Origin of the sequence: Alistipes intestinihominis (assembly GCF_040095975.1) — a bacterium.
In the GTDB taxonomy this organism is placed as follows: Bacteria; Bacteroidota; Bacteroidia; order Bacteroidales; family Rikenellaceae; genus Alistipes; species Alistipes senegalensis.
Genome location: NZ_JBBMFL010000001.1, coordinates 342,984 through 360,693, shown reverse-complemented (window position 1 = coordinate 360,693; position 17,710 = coordinate 342,984). Strand labels below are relative to the sequence as shown.

The following is a 17,710-nucleotide window of genomic DNA, read 5'->3' as shown; positions in this document are numbered from 1 at the left end:
GTTCATCTATGAAAAGAGCGACAATTCTTCTTACGGCCCTGTGGCTGACGCTGGGCGCAACGGCCGGGAATCCCGAAGCCGACCCGCGGGCCGTCGTCGAGGCGGGCAACGCACGCTTCACGGTGCTCACCCCGCAGCTGATCCGCATGGAGTGGAGCGAGGACGGCCGGTTCGAGGACCGCGCCACGCTGACCTTCGTCAACCGCCGGACGCCCGTGCCGGACTTCAAGGTCCGCGACACGAAATCCCGGCTGACCATCACCACCCCGGCCCTGACGCTGACCTACACCAAAGGCGGCAGGTTTTCGGACAAAAACCTGAAAGCCGTCTTCCGGCTCAACGGCCGCGAGGTCGTATGGACACCCGGCACGGAGGACCCGCAGAACCTCATGGGCACGACCCGCACGCTCGACAGATGCGACGGCAAGAAGCTGGGGCGCGAACCGATGGAGCAAGGGCTCCTTTCGCGTTCGGGATGGGCCGTCGTGGACGACAGCCCGCGCCACGTGCTGACGCCCGACGGCTCCGTGTGGAAGGAGTGGGTCGAAGCGCGCCCCGCAGGCGACCGGCAGGACCTGTATCTCTTCGCCTACGGGCACGACTACAAACAGGCGCTGGCCGATTTCCAGCTCGTCGCAGGCCGGGCGCCGCTGCCCCCGAAGTACACCTTCGGCTACTGGTGGAGCCGCTACTGGCAGTATTCGGACAACGAGTTCGTAGATCTGGGCAGAAACTCAAGTCGATGGACGTGCCGCTCGACGTGCTGATCATCGACATGGACTGGCACGAGACCTGGGGGCTGCGCAAGAAGAACCCGCCCAGGGACGAATACGGACAGCGCATCGGCTGGACCGGCTACACCTGGCAAAAAGAGCTCTTCCCCTCGCCCGCGAATTTCCTCCGATGGACCGAAAACGAGCAACTGAAGGTCGCGCTCAACCTCCATCCCGCCTCGGGCATCCAGCCCTGCGAGGATGTCTACGACGCTTTCACCCGGGAATACGGGTGGACCGAAAAGGGCAAGAGCGTGCCGTTCCGCATCGACGAGCGGAAGTGGGCCGACGCCTATTTCAAGACCGTGCTGAGCCCGATGGAGCGTGACGGCGTGGATTTCTGGTGGCTCGACTGGCAGCAGTGGACCGAATCGAAGTTCACCCCCGGGCTGTCGAACACCTTCTGGCTCAACCACACCTTCTTCCGCCATGCCGAGCGGCAGAATCCCGAACTGCGGCCCTTCATCTACCACCGCTGGGGCGGACTCGGATCGCACCGCTATCCGCTGGCATTCTCGGGCGACACCTACGCCACGTGGGGCACGCTGGCCTACCTGCCGCAATTCACCGCCACCTCCTCGAACGTAAACTACGGCTACTGGGGACACGACATCGGCGGCCACTTGTTCCGCGCGGAGCAGACGCACACCGATCCGGAGCTCTACACCCGCTGGCTCCAGTACGGCGTCTTCACCCCGATCTTCAAAACCCACTCCACGAAGGACCCGCGCATCGAACGTTACATCTGGTGTTTCCCCGACCAGCTCTTCATCCTGCGTGACGCCATCCGCCTGCGCTACACCCTGGCGCCCTACATCTACGCCGCCGCCCGCGAAAACTACGACACCGGCGTCGGAATGTGCCGCCCGATGTACTACGACCACCCCGAGCAGGACGCGGCCTACGAAGTCCCCGAGCAGTTCATGTTCGGCAACGACATCCTCGCCACGGCCGTCGCGGAACCCGCCGACAGCGTCACGGGGCTGGCCGCGCGCCGCATCTGGTTCCCTGAGGGACAATGGTACGACTGCGCCACGGGAGCCATGTACGAGGGCAGCCGCACCGAAGAGCTGCACTACACCCTCGCCGAAAATCCCTGGTACGCCCGGGCCGGAGCCATCCTCCCGATGAATCCCCCGACGGTCAAAAACCTCCAGCAGCCCTGCGACACCCTCGTGCTGACCTTCATCCCGGGGGCCGACGGAGAGTTGAACCACTACGAGGACGACGGCATCAGCCAGCACTACACGACCGACTATGCGGTCACGCGGGTCACGAAGAAGCAGGAGGGCAACACCGTCCGCGCCGTCATCGCACCCCGCGAAGGCTCCTATGCAGGAGCTCCCGAGAGCCGCAGCTACGAACTGCGATTCCCCGCGACCTTCCCGCCCCGGACGGTGAAGATCGACGGCCGCGAAATTCCCTACGCCCGCTTCCCGAAGGCCGGCCAATGGACCTACGACGCCTACACGCTCGCCCCGGTCGTCTACACGGGCGCCGCGCCCTGCGACAAGCCCCTCGCTGTGGAGCTCATCCTCGACGACGACGCGGCGGCCCGTCAACCGGAGCTATACGGCAAAAGCGGCATTTTCAAACGCTGCACGGAACTCACCGTCGAATTCAAACTCGAACAGGGTCGCTTCGGGGAGACCTACCTGATGCTGCCCAAGGAGTATCTCGGCGTTTCGCAATGCCCCAACTTCATTCAGGAGGAGCCCTTCCGCATCCGCGAATTCATCGACGCTTTCGACGGCAACCGGGCGGCGCTGTTCCGGACAACCGACAAACTGGAAATCATCGGAGAAAACTTCAAAAAACGACTGCGAGAACAGATCGGAACATTGTAATTCATCCTTCCCGTAAAACAAGAGAACATGAAAAAGATCATCGGGCTGTTCCTGGCCCTTGCGATCTGCCTGCCCGTTTCGGCCCGGCAGAAGCCGAAAACGAACCGGAAAGCGCTCGTACGTACGGTCGCGGCCCTGACTGCAAAAATCGACAGTCTGAGAGGCGTCGTCGATGCCCTGGAACGGCAATGCGTGCCGGTCCGCAAAGAGATCGACCCCGCCTGGGAAAAATGGCAGGACGTGCGCTACAACTACGGCTTCGACCCCGAAGAACAACCCGTCTACAATACGGTGGAAGGTGTTCTGGAATCCACCTCGATGCTCTCGGTGCGTGGCGGCCGGGGCCGCTGGCACAGCAATGCGGCCAAGCCCCGAACCTCGTTCATCGACGGAGGCCACCTCTTCGAAGGGTGGAACGGCTCGGAAACCTGCCGTCTGACCATGCTGATCGGCAAACAGGCCCCCGACATCGCCTGCATCCAGGTCTACTCCCCGAAAGGACTCTACCGCCCGATCCGGCATTTCGGATGGGTCAAACTCGGTTCCGACGACCGGAACGAAGGCGTGGATTTCGGCCGCCGCTGGGCCGTGTCGTTCGTACCGTTCTCTTTGGCCGCGCTGGACGACGCCCCGACCGACATGTGGTATGAAAATGCACAGTTAGGCGGCAAGTCGATCCCGGTCGGAACGCTCTACTACGACCGGAGCGTTGACAAGGTGCGCTGCTTCACCGAAAACGGCTGGAAATACCTCGCATTCGAATAACGTACGTCAAAAATGCCCCGCAGGGAAATATTTCTTGCGGGGCATTGAAGCGGACATCGCTCTTTACAAGCAGAACCTTACAGCACCGTCACATTCTCCGCCGGAGAATACATGTCGGGCAGATCCCCGCAAAAGAAAGAGTTCTCCTGATTATACATCTTCACGAAATCACGTTCCGACGGATGCCCGGGGAACACCGAAAAATAGTGTGTCCCGCTCTCCATCGGATCGTATTTGTTACGCCATGTCACCACCATGCTCACACGGCGTCCCGTCAGCGGAGCATGGATATTCGTCGTCCAGTAATCCGCAGCGGAAAAACCCTCCACACCCGTTTCGGTTACGCCGCACGGTTTACGCTTCGCCAGCGAAACTTTCGAAATAGCTTTCAGATTCGTCACGAAAACCGCATTGTTGATACCCTGGTAACAGTCCATGCCCACGAAATCGACCCACTCGTCACCCGGCCAGCGGAAATAGAAATCGTCCACGGTCTTCGCGCTGTCCATCTGCGGAGAGATGGCATAAATGAAATTATGTACGCCCTTCGTGTCGCGCAAATACTTCACCGTAAATTTCCACAGATTGACGAACTCTTCGGTCGTCGTGCACGACGCGCCCCACCAGGACCATGTCTGCGTATGTTCATGAAACGGGCGGAAAATCACGGGAATCAGTTTGCCGTCGCTGCCCCGGAGATTGAGCGCGAGGTCCGCCAGCCGGTCGAGCCACTCCTTGAACATTTTATTCGTGACGCTACCCTCCGTCAGAATCTCTGCAACCACCCGATTGCTGGAATTGTCCCACGAATCGCCGCCGGTGAGCGGATTATCGATATGAATGCAGGAGGTGAGCACCATGCCGCGATCATACGCCTCCTTACAGCAACGCAGCCGCAACGCCTGAGCATCCGGGTCGGCGGCGTACCGGTCGTCGATATGCTCGGCCAAATCAAAACTGTACACCGCGGGATAATCGCCGCAGACCGCTTTCGTATCCGAGCCGCCTGCGGTGCCGTACCACGTGCGGCCGTACATCAGGTCATCGTGGTGGCCGAACATAAACCCTTTGCTTTGAATCGCCCAGAGGTTCGAATAAAGAGCTTTCGTCTCTTCGGTGGCATTCGGATCGGAAAGCGTAAGGGTCACGGGATCGCTCTCACCCTCCTTTTTCGGCCCCTCGCCGTCATCACTGCACGCCACGACGGAAAACAGCAGCGAAACCAACAGCATAAATGGAATTCTTTTCATAGTTTCAGGTATTTGGATTATTCGATATTCGTCAGCAGGACAAAACTTTCGGCAGGAAGTGTCGTACGGAAACTTCGCCCCTCAATACCGCATTCGCACGGCACGGGCAGCCCGCGGTCGTCGCACGCCCGGTCGCTCTCCGTATAACGGTACAACACGCCTCCGGTGAAATCGCCCGGCAGAGCGATCCCGATGTCGCACGGTTTCTGCGAAAAGTTGACCGCCGCCACGCTGTACGATCCGTCTTTGCGGGCGGCCGCCACACGCACACCTTCACGCTGCGGAACCTCGCACGCGAGGATGTCGCACCTGGCAGGAAAACAGCGGCACATCAGCGACCAGGTATAGTACCAGGGCCGCAGCTCCTCCTGCGAAGCGTCACCGAAAACCTCCTCGCCGAGGATGTTCCACATGCCCCAGATCTTCACGTCCTCCGTGCGACCCGAATCGCCGTTCGAATGCATGGCGTCGTCGAGCATCCACGCCGCCACCCCCGAAAGGCCATTGTTCATCACCTCCATCGCCAACAGCGGCATATCCAACCCGTAGAAATAGTCGTAGCAGAGCATGTTGCAGTCCGAGCCTTTGGTGAAGGGATGCCCGACGACGCGACGGTCGTACTCGGCTTTCAGCAGCGAATCCTCCGGTGCCGAATACTTGTATCCGGCCTCGCCGAGAATCAGTTTTTTTCCGGCCGGGACCTCGGCACGGATGCGGCGCAGTTTCTCGGCGTAAGCCCCGCTGCGCACTTCATGCTGACCGGGATAGGCATGCACGTCGTAGACGCCGATCTGCGCACCGAGGTCCTGTGCGCTCCGGGCCACCCATCCCGCCGCATCGTACTCCGACGCCGGATTCTTATAACTCATCACCACGTCGGGCGCCGCGAGCGACACCTTTCGCTTCAATTCCGGATACCGGGCCATTTCAGCATCGAAACGCTGCGCCATCGAACGCCACAGGTCGTAATCGCCGTCGGTCGAAGCCCAGCTCCCGTCGGGCTCGTTGAAGATAATGAAATGGCGGATACAGTCGAACCCGAGGTCACAGACCAGAAAATGCAGATAATCGACCGACATCTCCACCCACCGCTGCGAATCCTTCATCGCCCACGTCGGCGGATTATACTCCCCGTAAGCCACCGTAATGCCTCTGTCCTGACAGTATTGCAGCAAACGACGAAGCGACGCGAGGTTGCGCATCCGGTCGTAACGGCCCGTCGCGGCGTCGTAATAGCGGTACGGGCTGTTTATCATGCAGCGCACATAGCCCGGGCGCATGAAGTCGAGGCGTTCGAACAGTTTGCCCCAATCGGCGTCGCTCACCTCAGCGCCCCAGGCTCCGGCCTCATCGTAAGGGTCCCACTCGACGCCGTTACCGATGTAATCCGCACTTACGACCCGGTCCGTCACTTCGATACGAAGCGCCCGCCCGGAGTTGCAGGCGGCGAACAAAGTCGCCGCGCCGACCAGCGAAATCAGCAATCTTTTCATAATCAGTCATTTTGTTCGGTCAGTAAAATCATCGACTCTCCGGGCAGTTCATACTCAGCGCCAACCGCCAGGTCGATCCCCAGGTCCGCGGCGTCGGGCAGCAGCACGTGGTCGCCCTCGGTACGCATCAACCCCTCGCCGTAACGGTAGCGGACCACACCCTCCAGCCGGCCCCAGCCCGAAGACTCGATCCGCACATGGCGCGGTTCACGCGACACGTTCACGACGGCGACGGTGCGCTGTCCGTCTTTCACGGCGGCGACAGCCTTGACCCCGGCGGCTCCCCGCACATCGACGGCACAGAAATCGCTTCCCGGCCGCAGCGTGCGGCACAACAGCGACCAGGCATAATACCACGGCCGCACGCACTCCTCACCGGCTCCGAAAATCTCGGAGCCGAAGATGTTCCAGAAACCCCAGATCTTGAGTTTGTCGGGCGCCTCCTTGCAATGCATCGCATCGTCGAGCATCCACGCGATACACCCCGAATAACCCGCCCCGATGGTCTGGAACAGGGCGTCGGCCATGTCCGTACCATACATCCAGTCGTAGACGAACATCTGCGAATCGTCCGTCGAGGCATTCGGATGCGCTGCGGCCCGGCGCAGGTTCTCAGCCTGCAAGAGCGAATCGGCCGGCTCGACAAATTTGAAGCCGATCTCCCCCATCACGATCTTCCGACCGGCAGGCACCTCCTTCCGGTAAGCCTGCAAGATACGGGCGTACTCTCCCGAGTTGACCGTACATTTCGACGGATAGGTATGAATGTCGTACAGCCCGATACAGCAGCCCAACTCATCGCGGCTGCGGCTCACCCACCACGCCTCTTCGGGTCCCCAGATCGCGGCGTCGGGACCGACCAGCTCCACCTTCCCAGCCAACCCCTCGGCGTCGAGCCGCCCGCGGAAATAGCCCACGGCCTTCGCCCACAGGTCGAAATCGCCATCAGCCGCCGACCAGAAGCCGTTGGGTTCGTTGACGAGGTTGTAGTAACGGATGCAGTCATAGCCTTTTTCATGCACCAGCCAGGCGACATAGGCCGCGGCGTGGTCCAGCAGCGGGTAGTTGACCGTCCCGGCCCGGGCGTCCATGAGCGATCCGCCCCAGTCGCCGAACATCACCGTCACACCGCGCGAACGGCAATAATCGAGAATGTGCGAGAGGTGTTCGAATCCGCGCCCGGGATCGAGCCGCCCGTCGCGTACGACCGAGGTCGTGTTGGTCATCACGCGGATAAAGGCCGGCCGCATGAAATCGAGGCGGTCATAGAGCTTCTCCCAGTCGGCATCGCTGATCTCGACGCGCCCCTTTCCATAGTCGAGCGCATAAGGGTCCCACTGAACCCCGTTGCCGATGTAACCGCTATTGACGACGCTGTCGGCTTCGATATGCACCACGACATCGCATTTCCCGGCGGAATCTCCAGCACAGGCCCCCAGCAACGCCGCTACGCATGCGAACAGGACATTTCTGAAGTTTTTCATAGGCATCGGTCATAAATCCGCATGCAGGCCGAACCCGCATGCGGATGTTATCGGATCACTCGCCGGCTTCCGCCTGCTTGTTAAAGAGCATCACATAATTGCGCGGCCCGACGGCGAATCGGTCGAAATCGGTCCAGGGATAATCTCCCTGCGTCGTCTGCCCGGGCAGTACGAAGTCGAAAGCGATACCGGGAACGCTGAGCGTCGAGGAGCCGTAGGTATAATCCCCTTCCCGCAGGAGCTTCGCCGCAATGGAGACAATTCCCGAAGTGAACACCACGGTTCCGGCTTCGGCATCATACACGTAGGCGCTTTTGCCGTGGGGCAGCAGGCCGTAATATTTGGTCAGGTCGAGGGCCCCCGTTCCATCCTTGTTATAGTCGGCTTTGAGGATGTAATTCCAGTATCCGCCGTCCTCACCGGGCAGGTATTCGCACTCTCCCGTCTCCCGGCCGGCGGCGTCGGTGCCCGTGGCGGTCATCACCAGGACGTTGTCGGACTCCTTCCAGATCGAATCGTCCCACACCCAGCTCTTGTCCACCGGATTGACGAACGCGGGATCGGCCGAACCGCCGTACACCGTCAGACGGCCTACGGAGTAGGTTCCGGCGAGCGAGGTCTCCTCCGGATCGGGCTCCGGTTCCGGTTCGGGATCGACCGGCTCCTCGATCGTCTTCGACGCCTCGGGAACCTCGAAACCAGCCGGCTGTTTCACGATCTCGATGTAATACGTCACCGGATTGCGGGCGAAGACGCCGTAATCGTTGTAGGTATTGTTCCAGTCCTCCGTACCTTTCAGATTGAACTTGAAGGCCTCGGATTCGAGCGTCAGCGGAATCGGCGGCACATTGGGCATCTGATAGGTGCCCTTCGGCACGAGCGTGCAGGAGGTCTTGTGTCCGTCGGCATCGGTGAAGGTGATCGTCCCGTCGGCATAGTTACGCAGCCAGGTGCTTTCGCCTTTGGGAATCTGACGGTAAAACTGCGTCAGGTCCACCGGCTTTCCGGTGTCGGGGTTCGACGCCCCGGCAAAGATGCAGTCCCAGTTTTTGGCGTCCTCGCCGGCCCAGTTCATGCAGGTTCCGGTCGTATTGCCGTCGGCAAGAATCTCTCCCAGCGTGAACACCAAGTAGTTGTCCATCTCGGCGGCAGGTCCCCGGCCTTCGCCGTTCCAGCACCCCGATTTGTCAGCGGGCTTGTAGAGCTTCGTACAGTCGTAGGCGGCGCCCGTACCTCCGTAGACCCAGAGGTTGCTGATCGTATACGTACCGGTCAGCGTCTCCGTGAACTCGGTCATTTCGAGCGTATAGGTGCGCGATTCGCCGTTGGGAGACGTCACGACGATCTGCGGATCGCCCTTCGTGAAGTCGATCGTTCCGCCCGAGGCGACATTGGCCGTGGCCTTATAGGAAAGCGTCAGCGATTCGACCCGAACCTTCGACATGTCCGCAACCATGTCCGAAGCCAGTTGCAGTTCGACGACACCCGTTTCGGAATCGGTCTCCGTAATGGCCGGCGTTCCGGCCTGCCCCTCGAACTTAACGTCGATGATCGACCGCTCGTGGTTCCAGCCGCCGTCGGCGACATCTTCCCACGGATCGTCCTTGCAGGATGCGAAACCAAGCAGGACGAAAGCGCTCAGCAAATATTTCAGTTTGTTCATAATTCTGCGTTTTCTTAAAAGGTTAAAGATTCGGGTTCAAATCGGACTCGACGGACGGAATCGGATAGAACACCATCTGCTCGGCGCTCAGGCCCTGACCCTTGGCCTCAGCGATGTCCGTGTGCAGAAGGTTCCAGCGGCGCAGGTCATAGCAGCGGTTCCCCTCGAAAGCCAGTTCGAAACGGCGCTCATCCATCACCCGTTCCCGGAACGTCAGCTTGTCCAGCCCCGGCTCCAGATCGCCCAGACCGGCACGGTTGCGGATGAAGTTCACCAGTTCATACGCCTTGGCCGTCGGTCCGGCGGCTTCGGCATAGGTCAATGCGACATCCGAATAGCGAAGCAGATAGGGACGTGTGGAGGTCTTGTCTCCAGAGAAATTCGGATCGATGAACTTGCGGCAGAACGGATAGCTCAGCTTGCCGTCGGCCGTCGAAGCCACCGCATTGCCCGCAGCGTCGTACACCTCGTCCACGATCAGCCAGTCGTGACGGCGGTCGCCCGAAGCGAACGCATCATAGAACGACAGCGCGGTCCGGTACTCGCCCCAACCGTCGTGGGTCGGAACCATCTCGTCGGAATCACCCTGTTTGAGATAGATCGTAGCCCCCGAAACATACGGCAGATACATCTTCGATATCTTCGAATACTGCCCTTCCGAATCTCCCGTGCGATCCATCGACATGATAAAAAGATGTTCCGGCCCCGTCGGCTTCTCAACGTCATAGATATCGAGCAGGTTCTCGTCGAAACGGAAGACCGTCTGCTCGGGATTATCGACCACCAGCCCGGCGTATTTCACCGCCTCGGCATAGTATTCATCCACGTCGTGCGACATGGCGGCGTACTGGGGCACACCGTGCTCCTTGGCCGATGCGATGTAGAGATAAGCCTTGGCCAGCATTCCGTAGGCCGCGGCACGGTCCGCACGGCCCGTTTCAGGCGCCGCGAAGAACGGCAGCAACGAGCCGGCGGTCTTGAAGTCTTCGATGACGAGCTTCCACATGGCGTCGAGCGACTCTGCGGCGGGAACAGCCGTATCTTCGAGCGTTTCGACAGGCGTCGTATGGACGGGTACGCAGCCGAAGTTGCGCGCAAGGTTGAAATACGAATAGGCACGCATGAAATAAGCCTCGCCGAGGAAGCGGTTCCTGCGGCTCTCGTCGATGTTCATCCCCGGCACCTTCTTGATCACGGCGTTGGCCCGGTTGATCGTGATGTAGGAGTACTTGTAGAAATTGCCGAGCGTGGTGTTGGTTCTGAAATTGTTGATCTTCCATCCGTCCAGCTCCTTGTTGGCGGCCGCAGCGTCGCCTTTCGGTTCCATGTCGTCGGTGTTCATGTCGCCCAGAAAGACGATCGAACGCGAATACTCGATGTAATTGATTGCGTCGTAAATATAGTTCACGGCCGACTCGGCATCCGCTTCCGTCTTGTAGAAGTTATCCTCGGAGTAGAAGCCGTAGGGATACTCGTCCAGGTTGCAGGCCGCGAGGAGAGAGATTACCCCGAACGCAAGTATAAGGTGTTTGATTTTCATGGTTGGCAATATTTAGAAGGTGAAATCGGCTCCGAACGTCCATTTGCGCAGGCGCGGATAGCCGCCCGAATAGATACCCGTCATCCCCACTTCGGGATCGTAGCCCTCGAAACCGGTGAAGGTATAGAGATTGTCGGCGCTGACGTAAAGGCGTACCTTGCGTGCCGCATCTTTCTTCGAGAAGGGGATCGAATAGCCCAGCGTCACGGTCTGGATGCGTACGAACGAACCGTCCTCGATCCACCAGTCGGAGAACTTGGTCTGCCGGTTGGCATTCAGCCTCGGGTAAGAATTGGTCGGGTTGTCGGCCGTCCAGCGCATCGGCATATTGCTCGGCTGGTCGAAACGTTTGGTGTTCAACACGTCGTTGCCGAAAACGCCGTTGAAGAAGATGCTGAAATCGAAACGGCGCCACGAAACGTCGATGCCCAGCGAAGCCATCCAGTCGGGATTCGGGTCGCCGATGATACACATGTCGTTCTCATCAACGGTCTCCATTCCGTCTCCGTCGTAAATATCCACATACTTGAACTCGCCCGGCTGAGCGTCGTCGCCCGAAAGTCCGGCGCTCAGGCCCTCGGCCAGCGACTGCACGATGCCGTCGGTCCTGTATCCGTAAAAGACGTACATCGGCTGCCCTACGGCGAGGATATTCGTATAGGCGCGGAACTGTTCGCTCTGGTTGCCGTAATATTCATACTGCATGCCGGTGCGCAGGTCGGTTTTCAGACCGGTCTGCACGGCGTTTCCGAGGCTGAGCACCTTGTTGCGGTTGCGCGAGAAGACGAAGGTGCCGCCCACGCGCCAGTCGCGGTTCTGGAACGCCACGCCGTCGATCGTCAGTTCGATACCGCGGTTGCGAATCTCGCCGTCGTTGACCCACATCTTGTCGTAACCCGACGAAGGCGCGATGTTGCGCTCGCGCAGCAGGTCCGAAGTGCGCTTGTCGTACCAGTCGAAGGTCACGTTCAGACGGTTGCCGAAGAACGACATGTCCAGTCCGAGATCCGCCTGCGCGGTGGTCTCCCATTTCAAGCCTTTGTTCGGAATACCGCTCCAGAGCGCATAGATGCCATCCTGCCCCGTGTAACCCGACTGATAGCCGGGTCCGATGGCCGTCACCCACTTGCCTCCGTTGAAATACTTGTGCTGTCCGTAGCGGCTCAGCGTCTGATAGGCCGAAATGCCCTGGTTGCCCGAAATACCGTAGGAGGCGCGGATCTTCAGCACGTCGAAAACGTTCAAGTTCCTGATGAAGCGCTCCTCGTGCATCTTCCAGCTGAATGCTCCCGAGGGGAAGAAAGCCCACTTATTATTGGAGCCGAATTTCGAAGAACCGTCGGCACGGGCCGTGAAGGTGAAGAGAAACCGATTGTCGAACGTGTAGTTGATACGTGTGAGAGCCGACACCAGCTCGGTCTTATAGGAGCTGTTGCCGATCGAATAGGTCTCCGAATCGCCCGCAGCGAGGTTCTCGTTGCCCAGCGATTCGTTGATGAAGCCCTTGGCCGCCAGCGACGAACTGCGCGACTGGTAGTTCTCGTAAGAGTAACCGCCCATCACCGTCAGCCGGTGCTTTTCAGCGAAAGTCCGATCGAACGTGGCGTAGGCTTCGAAAACGATGTTGTCGTCCTTCCAGTTGTCGATCGACCCGTAACCGTCGTTGAACACGCCCGTCTGGGAATATTTTTTCGGAAAATATTTGTCGGTAATCTGCTCGCCGTGCTTGTAATTAAACTGCGCCATGACATTCAGGCAGGGAAGCACGTCCCAGTTCACCGAAGCGAACGAAATGATGTCGAGCCCCTTCGAATCGTTCTTCTGCAAATCGGTCAGGGCCAGCGGATGCGAATAGTCCTGGGCGCTATAAAGCCAGTAATCGCCCTCGTCGTCGTAAACCGGGAAGATCGGGTTGCGCCAGTAGGCCAGTCCGCCGTTGTTGTGGCGCTTGTTGCTGGTGATGTTGGCGCTGGCCTTCATGCGCAGATTATCCAGCAATTTGTGCTCGACCGAGAAATTTCCTCCGTATTTACGGTAGGTGTCCTCGATGTACATACCGTTGTCGAGATAATAGTTGGCGCTGGCCTGAAACATCGTGCGGTCATTGCTGCTCTGCACCTGCACGGTCGTGTTGTTCGACACGGGGGTCGAGCGGAACACCAGGTCGTCCCAGCGCGTGTTGGTCGTCCAGGTCGTCTGCAACTCCGCAATCGAGGGATAATAGACGCCGTTGGCATTGGTCGCGCCGATGTAAGTCGGTGTCAGGCCGGCGTTGATGTTGCTTTCGTTCGATAGCATCGCCATCAGCACCGGATCACGCCAAAGATTCAGTTCGGAGCTGAATCCCGAAACGGTCGTCTGCTGGCGCAGCGTGATGCGCGTCACATTTTCCTGCGCCTTGCGCGTGGTGATGAGGATCACGCCGTTGGCTCCGCGCGAGCCGTAGATGGCCGACGCCGAAGCATCTTTGAGCACTTCCATCGAAACGATGTCCTGCGGATTGATCTGCTTCAAATCGCCGGCGTCACCCCAGGGGAATCCGTCGATGACCACCAGCGGGGCGTTTGAACCGTTGAGCGACGAGTTGCCGCGGATACGGACCGTTGACGAGGCTCCGGGGTCCTGCGAGGAGTTGATCACCTGCACGCCGGCCACGCGGCCCTGCAACAGTCCGTCGATCGAGTTGGCGGGAATGTCGGTGAGTTTCTCGGCCTTGACCGACGCCACGGAGCCCGTCAGGTCGCTCTTCTTGACCTGTCCGTAACCCACGACCACGACTTCGTCCACGGCCGTAGCCTCTTCGGCCAACACGATATTAAAAGAGGTGCGGCCGCCGACCTCCACCGTCTGCGTTTTATAACCGATGAAATTAACGGTCAGACGAGCGTCCGCCGCCACTCCAGTCAGCGAGAAAGCCCCGCCGGCACCGGTCGTGGTGCCCTTCGTCGTACCGGCTACGACGACCGACGCGCCCGTCACGGCAGCGCCGTTCTGATCCACGACCTTGCCCGTCACGGTCATACTCCGTGATGCGGACTGGGCGCGGACGGCTCCCGTTCCCCACAGGCAGGACGCCAGCAAGGAGAGAACGATCAGGTAAAGTTTCATTTTCATACGTTTTAGATTAGAGTAGTTTATTGATACGGTCCGAGCGGTTCCGGAAACTGCACCGGACACTGCAAAGTAACATTCCGCAGCGGAAGAACTGTTTTAGAAAATCGCTGATTGATTATACTTTTATGAAAACAAAGTTCCGGGAAGCTATTCGCAGCGACATTTCTCCGTCAAATAATTTAATAATTCCTCCAACCGACAAGTCGCAACACCCACATATTTATCCGCTCCGCCGTAATAGACGTACAGCACGCCGCCGACGACCACATTGCCGGTCGGGAAGACGCAATGGCTGTAAAAACCTTCGGTTTCATAGAAAAACTCGGGTTCGAGGATCGGTTCCGGCGTCCGGGCCAACACCCGCAGCGGATTCTCCCGGTCGAGCAGCAGCGCCCCGACGCGGTATTCGGCCGTACCGCCGTCGGCGACCCCGTGGTAGAGCGTCAACCATCCCGCCTCGGTCAGAATCGGCGGCGTGCTGCCGCCGATCTTCTCCTCCCAGGTCCCCTCGCGGCCGGCGATGAGCAGCTCGCTGGGCTTGTCCTCCCAGGCCAGCAGGTCGTCAGAGAACTTCAGCCAAATCGAAGGATATTTCACCCCGTAGCGCTCGCCCACGAACTGTTTGGGACGGTGCATCATGACGAACCGGCCGCCCACTTTCTCCGGGAAAAGGATCACATCCCGATCGTCGAGCACAGGCGACGTAAGCCGCCCCAGCCGGCGAAAATTCCGAAAATCGGTCGTCACGGCAAGCCCTGTATTTCCCAGATTATGCGCCATGGCGGCCGGCGCATAAGCCCCGCATTCAGGCAGACGCACCACATCGTGCGCGAAAGTCCAGTATTGCCCGGGAGCATAGGCGCGATAAGCATAGGTAATGTAAAATTCATTATCGAACTTCACGATGCGCGGGTCTTCGACGCATCCTCCGTCGGGGCCGTCCGCGCTGGGTCCGAAGACCGGCGAATCGCCGACACGGCGGAAATCGAATCCGTTCTCGCTGACAGCCAGCCCCAAACGGATGACATGTTCCTCATCGTCGCCGGCAGCGCGGTAGAGCATGTAAAACTTGCCGTCGTCGTAAATGACCCCCGGATTGCAGGTCACGAGATTCTCCCAGGCATTTGCGGGATTGGGAGCGACGATCGGATTCTTTTCGTATTTTTTCAGTTTCATATCAGCGGAAAATTATAAGAATGAACACACACAGGACCAGCAGCACAACACCCCATACGCGGTAGTTACGCCACCAGGAAACCTCCGCGAGCGACAGGGTTTCAGCCCGGAAATCCGCCGCCGAGAAGGTCGTATCGGTCAGTTTATCGGGGGGGGGCAGCGGGGCCGTGAGGCTTACGGACCAAATCACCAACAGACTGAACGCCAGCAGGAACGGCACGATCAGCAGGAAGTGCATCCCGCCGAAGATCTCCGTACGCCAGAAAAGCATCGCCGCCGCGACGACCAATCCGGCGATCAGCCCGGCAAAGGCACCCCGTCCGTTGGCGCGGCGCGAGAAAACGCCCATCAGGAAAGCCGCCACGACGGGAGGTGCAATATAAGAGAGCATCTCCTGGTAATATTTGAGCAGCGATCCGAAACGGCCGATCTGCGGAGCCCAAAGAGCGGCGATCACGATGATGATTAGCGAAGCCAGCTTGCCGACGCGCACCAACCTACGCTCGTCAGCCCGCTTGTCGATCTTGGCGTAAAAATCCATCGTAAAAAGCGTCGATGTGGAGTTCAGAATGGCGCTCAGCGTCGATGTCAGCGCGGCGAGCAGAGCCGAAAGCATAATACCAAGCAACCCCGTGGGCAGCAGGCGCAGCACCATCGTCGGGTAGATCATGTCAGGCTTCTCGATGCCCGGAAAGAGGTGCCGGGCGATGACACCCGGAAACACGATGATGAACAGAGTGGCCAGCGTCAGCGCTCCAGCGAACATCACCCCCTTGCGGCCCTCGTCAACGCTCCGCGCGCTCAGCACGCGCTGCACGAGCGTCTGATTATTGGCCCAAAAATAGATACCCAGCACCGGCATGCCGACGATCAGTCCCAGCCAGGGCGTGGCCGTATCGGTCAGCGGACGAATCAGTTTGACACTCATATCGCCGCTTTCGAACAGCGATGCGAGGTAGTCGAAACCGCCGTTGGCGAAGCAGGCTCCCGTAAGGATCACCGACCCGACAATCAGAATCACCGCCTGAATCAACTCGGCATTGATCGCCGACGAAAGACCGCCCGGAATAGTGTAGGAAGCCGCCAGCACGGCGAAGATGATGATGATAAGCTGCAAGTCCGCATCCGGAAACAACAGTTTGATAATCAGCGCGGCGGCATACAGCGCCCCGGCCGCATCGAGAAAGATGTTGCCCACGATGCAGATCCCGGAAAAGTAGTAGCGCGACCGCTTGTCGAAGCGTCGTTCGAGAAACTCGGGAATGGTGAATATCCCCGAACGGATATAGAGCGGGAGCAGGAACGTGGCGAAAAACACCATCACCACGACCCCCGTGAGGTTGTAATTGAACACGGCCACTCCGGTATGGTAGGCATCGCCCGACTGGCCGATGAGCGTCGTACTGGAGATGCTCGCGGCGAAAAGCGACAGCCCCACGATCCACCACGGCATCGTACGGCCGGCCAGAAAATAGGACCCGGCATCGGAACTCTTGCCGTTGCGCAATCCCCACCAAATTATAAATATAAGGTAAAGGACGATAATCACGCAGTCGAGAAAATTAATCGCAATCGAATTCATGCAAGTCGTTTTAGGATTTTTTTACTAATGCAAAGATATGTACCCTAAAATTTACCGGATTGTATAAGTCGGCTAAACAAGTATACTTTTTTGAATTATTCATGGAGCTTTCTGAATTATTCCTATTTTTGTATCGGACCCGAAACCCTACCGGACATGAAAGAGATACAGCAGGAGATCACCCCGATCACGAACGAGGACCTTTTCATCATCCTCAACCACCCCAACGCGCATTTCGACTATCCGATCCACTGCCATCCGGAATACGAGATCAATCTGGTGATGAACACCCGGGGATCGCGCATCGTAGGCGATTCCACCGAGGATTTCGGCCCCCTGGACCTGGTGATGACCGGCCCCTATGTGCCCCACGTATGGAAATCTCCGTTGAAAACCAACCATGTCATCACCATCCAGTTCTCGGGCGACCTGATCGACTTCCCGATCGTCAATAAACGCCTGTTTCTCCCCATCCGGCAACTGCTGCTCGATTCCCGGCAGGGACTCTCGTTCACGGGCCCCGAACAGTTGAGCGTCCGGGACCGGATTCTTGAACTGACCCGCATGCAGGGATTTCAGTCGGCGACCGCTTTTCTGGACATTCTCAACGCCCTGGCCACGGCCAACCGCAAGGTGCTCATGAGCAATCTCTGCGACTCGAAGAACATCGCCCATACCTCCAAATCGCGCCGCATCGCCAAAGTCTGCGACTACATCGAAAAAAACCTCTGCCAGAACATCCGGCTCGCCGACGTAGCCGAATTGGTCAACATGTCGGAATCGGCCTTTTCGCACTTCTTCAAGAAGCGCACGAACATCTCCTACATCACCTTCGTCAACAACATGCGCATCTCCAAAGCCTGCCAGCTGCTTGCCAACACGACGCTCAGCGCCTCGGAGATCTGCTACGCCTGCGGTTTCAACAACAAGTCGAATTTCATCCGCATCTTCACCAAAAAGAAAAACATGACCCCGATCGAATACCGCGAATACATCTCCCAGATGCTTATCAAATACTGACCT

12 protein-coding genes are annotated in these 17,710 nt (G+C 58.8%); 4 read left to right on the top strand and 8 right to left on the bottom strand.

What is annotated here, in order from left to right; genetic code table 11:
• Positions 1-8 precede the first annotated feature (8 nt).
• Genes WMO46_RS01415 through WMO46_RS01405 form a run of 3 tightly spaced genes read left to right on the top strand, consistent with a single transcriptional unit; the run spans position 9 to position 3,385 of the window.
• Entirely contained in the window at positions 9-767 is a 759-nt protein-coding gene (locus WMO46_RS01415) for a hypothetical protein (RefSeq protein ID WP_349093634.1), read from the top strand.
• Positions 743-2,620 (top strand): TIM-barrel domain-containing protein, encoded by a 1,878-nt coding sequence (locus WMO46_RS01410; RefSeq protein ID WP_349093633.1) that lies wholly within the window; start codon positions 743-745, stop codon positions 2,618-2,620. The genes WMO46_RS01415 and WMO46_RS01410 overlap by 25 nt, the downstream gene beginning before the upstream one ends.
• 27 nt (positions 2,621-2,647) lie before the next feature.
• Positions 2,648-3,385: a hypothetical protein gene (locus WMO46_RS01405; RefSeq protein WP_278817550.1), complete on the top strand. Its 738-nt coding sequence runs from the start codon at positions 2,648-2,650 to the stop codon at positions 3,383-3,385.
• 77 nt (positions 3,386-3,462) lie between these two features.
• On the opposite strand, the gene WMO46_RS01400 is transcribed toward WMO46_RS01405, so the two are convergent.
• From WMO46_RS01400 to WMO46_RS01365, 8 genes are all read right to left on the bottom strand, one after another.
• Positions 3,463-4,635, bottom strand: coding sequence for a glycoside hydrolase family 26 protein (locus WMO46_RS01400; RefSeq protein ID WP_207209334.1), 1,173 nt, complete (start codon positions 4,633-4,635; stop codon positions 3,463-3,465).
• Between the two features lie 17 nt (positions 4,636-4,652).
• Positions 4,653-6,128 (bottom strand): hypothetical protein, encoded by a 1,476-nt coding sequence (locus WMO46_RS01395; RefSeq protein ID WP_349093632.1) that lies wholly within the window; start codon positions 6,126-6,128, stop codon positions 4,653-4,655.
• Positions 6,129-6,130: 2 nt separating this feature from the next.
• Positions 6,131-7,612, bottom strand: a complete 1,482-nt coding sequence (locus WMO46_RS01390; RefSeq protein WP_349093631.1) for a hypothetical protein — start codon at positions 7,610-7,612, stop codon at positions 6,131-6,133.
• Positions 7,613-7,667: 55 nt separating this feature from the next.
• A complete protein-coding gene (locus WMO46_RS01385; RefSeq protein WP_349093630.1) occupies positions 7,668-9,275 on the bottom strand; it encodes a hypothetical protein in 1,608 nt (535 codons plus the stop codon).
• A 22-nt stretch (positions 9,276-9,297) separates the two neighbouring features.
• Complete coding sequence (locus WMO46_RS01380) at positions 9,298-10,815, bottom strand: RagB/SusD family nutrient uptake outer membrane protein (RefSeq protein WP_349093629.1); 1,518 nt, start codon at positions 10,813-10,815, stop codon at positions 9,298-9,300.
• 12 nt (positions 10,816-10,827) lie between these two features.
• On the bottom strand, positions 10,828-13,929 hold the full coding sequence (locus WMO46_RS01375) for a SusC/RagA family TonB-linked outer membrane protein (protein WP_349093628.1): 3,102 nt from the start codon (positions 13,927-13,929) through the stop codon (positions 10,828-10,830).
• A 147-nt stretch (positions 13,930-14,076) separates the two neighbouring features.
• The gene (locus WMO46_RS01370; RefSeq protein WP_349093627.1) at positions 14,077-15,105 is read right to left on the bottom strand and encodes a glycoside hydrolase family 130 protein; all 1,029 of its coding nucleotides are present in this window, start codon (positions 15,103-15,105) and stop codon (positions 14,077-14,079) included.
• 1 nt (position 15,106) lies between these two features.
• A complete protein-coding gene (locus tag WMO46_RS01365) occupies positions 15,107-16,687 on the bottom strand; it encodes a sodium:solute symporter (protein WP_349093626.1) in 1,581 nt (526 codons plus the stop codon).
• A 156-nt stretch (positions 16,688-16,843) separates the two neighbouring features.
• On the opposite strand from WMO46_RS01365, the gene WMO46_RS01360 reads away from it, so the two are divergent.
• Positions 16,844-17,707, top strand: coding sequence for an AraC family transcriptional regulator (locus tag WMO46_RS01360; RefSeq protein WP_349093625.1), 864 nt, complete (start codon positions 16,844-16,846; stop codon positions 17,705-17,707).
• Positions 17,708-17,710 lie beyond the last annotated feature (3 nt).

What these genes read in the sequence shown, in the direction of transcription:
- WMO46_RS01415 (WP_349093634.1), top strand. Translation starts at nt 9, where the DNA reads ATGAAAAGAGCGACAATTCTTCTTACGGCCCTGTGGCTGACGCTGGGC.
- WMO46_RS01410 (WP_349093633.1), top strand. Translation starts at nt 743, where the DNA reads ATGGACGTGCCGCTCGACGTGCTGATCATCGACATGGACTGGCACGAG.
- WMO46_RS01405 (WP_278817550.1), top strand. Translation starts at nt 2,648, where the DNA reads ATGAAAAAGATCATCGGGCTGTTCCTGGCCCTTGCGATCTGCCTGCCC.
- WMO46_RS01400 (WP_207209334.1), bottom strand. Translation starts at nt 4,635, where the DNA reads ATGAAAAGAATTCCATTTATGCTGTTGGTTTCGCTGCTGTTTTCCGTC.
- WMO46_RS01395 (WP_349093632.1), bottom strand. Translation starts at nt 6,128, where the DNA reads ATGAAAAGATTGCTGATTTCGCTGGTCGGCGCGGCGACTTTGTTCGCC.
- WMO46_RS01390 (WP_349093631.1), bottom strand. Translation starts at nt 7,612, where the DNA reads ATGAAAAACTTCAGAAATGTCCTGTTCGCATGCGTAGCGGCGTTGCTG.
- WMO46_RS01385 (WP_349093630.1), bottom strand. Translation starts at nt 9,275, where the DNA reads ATGAACAAACTGAAATATTTGCTGAGCGCTTTCGTCCTGCTTGGTTTC.
- WMO46_RS01380 (WP_349093629.1), bottom strand. Translation starts at nt 10,815, where the DNA reads ATGAAAATCAAACACCTTATACTTGCGTTCGGGGTAATCTCTCTCCTC.
- WMO46_RS01375 (WP_349093628.1), bottom strand. Translation starts at nt 13,929, where the DNA reads ATGAAAATGAAACTTTACCTGATCGTTCTCTCCTTGCTGGCGTCCTGC.
- WMO46_RS01370 (WP_349093627.1), bottom strand. Translation starts at nt 15,105, where the DNA reads ATGAAACTGAAAAAATACGAAAAGAATCCGATCGTCGCTCCCAATCCC.
- WMO46_RS01365 (WP_349093626.1), bottom strand. Translation starts at nt 16,687, where the DNA reads ATGAATTCGATTGCGATTAATTTTCTCGACTGCGTGATTATCGTCCTT.
- WMO46_RS01360 (WP_349093625.1), top strand. Translation starts at nt 16,844, where the DNA reads ATGAAAGAGATACAGCAGGAGATCACCCCGATCACGAACGAGGACCTT.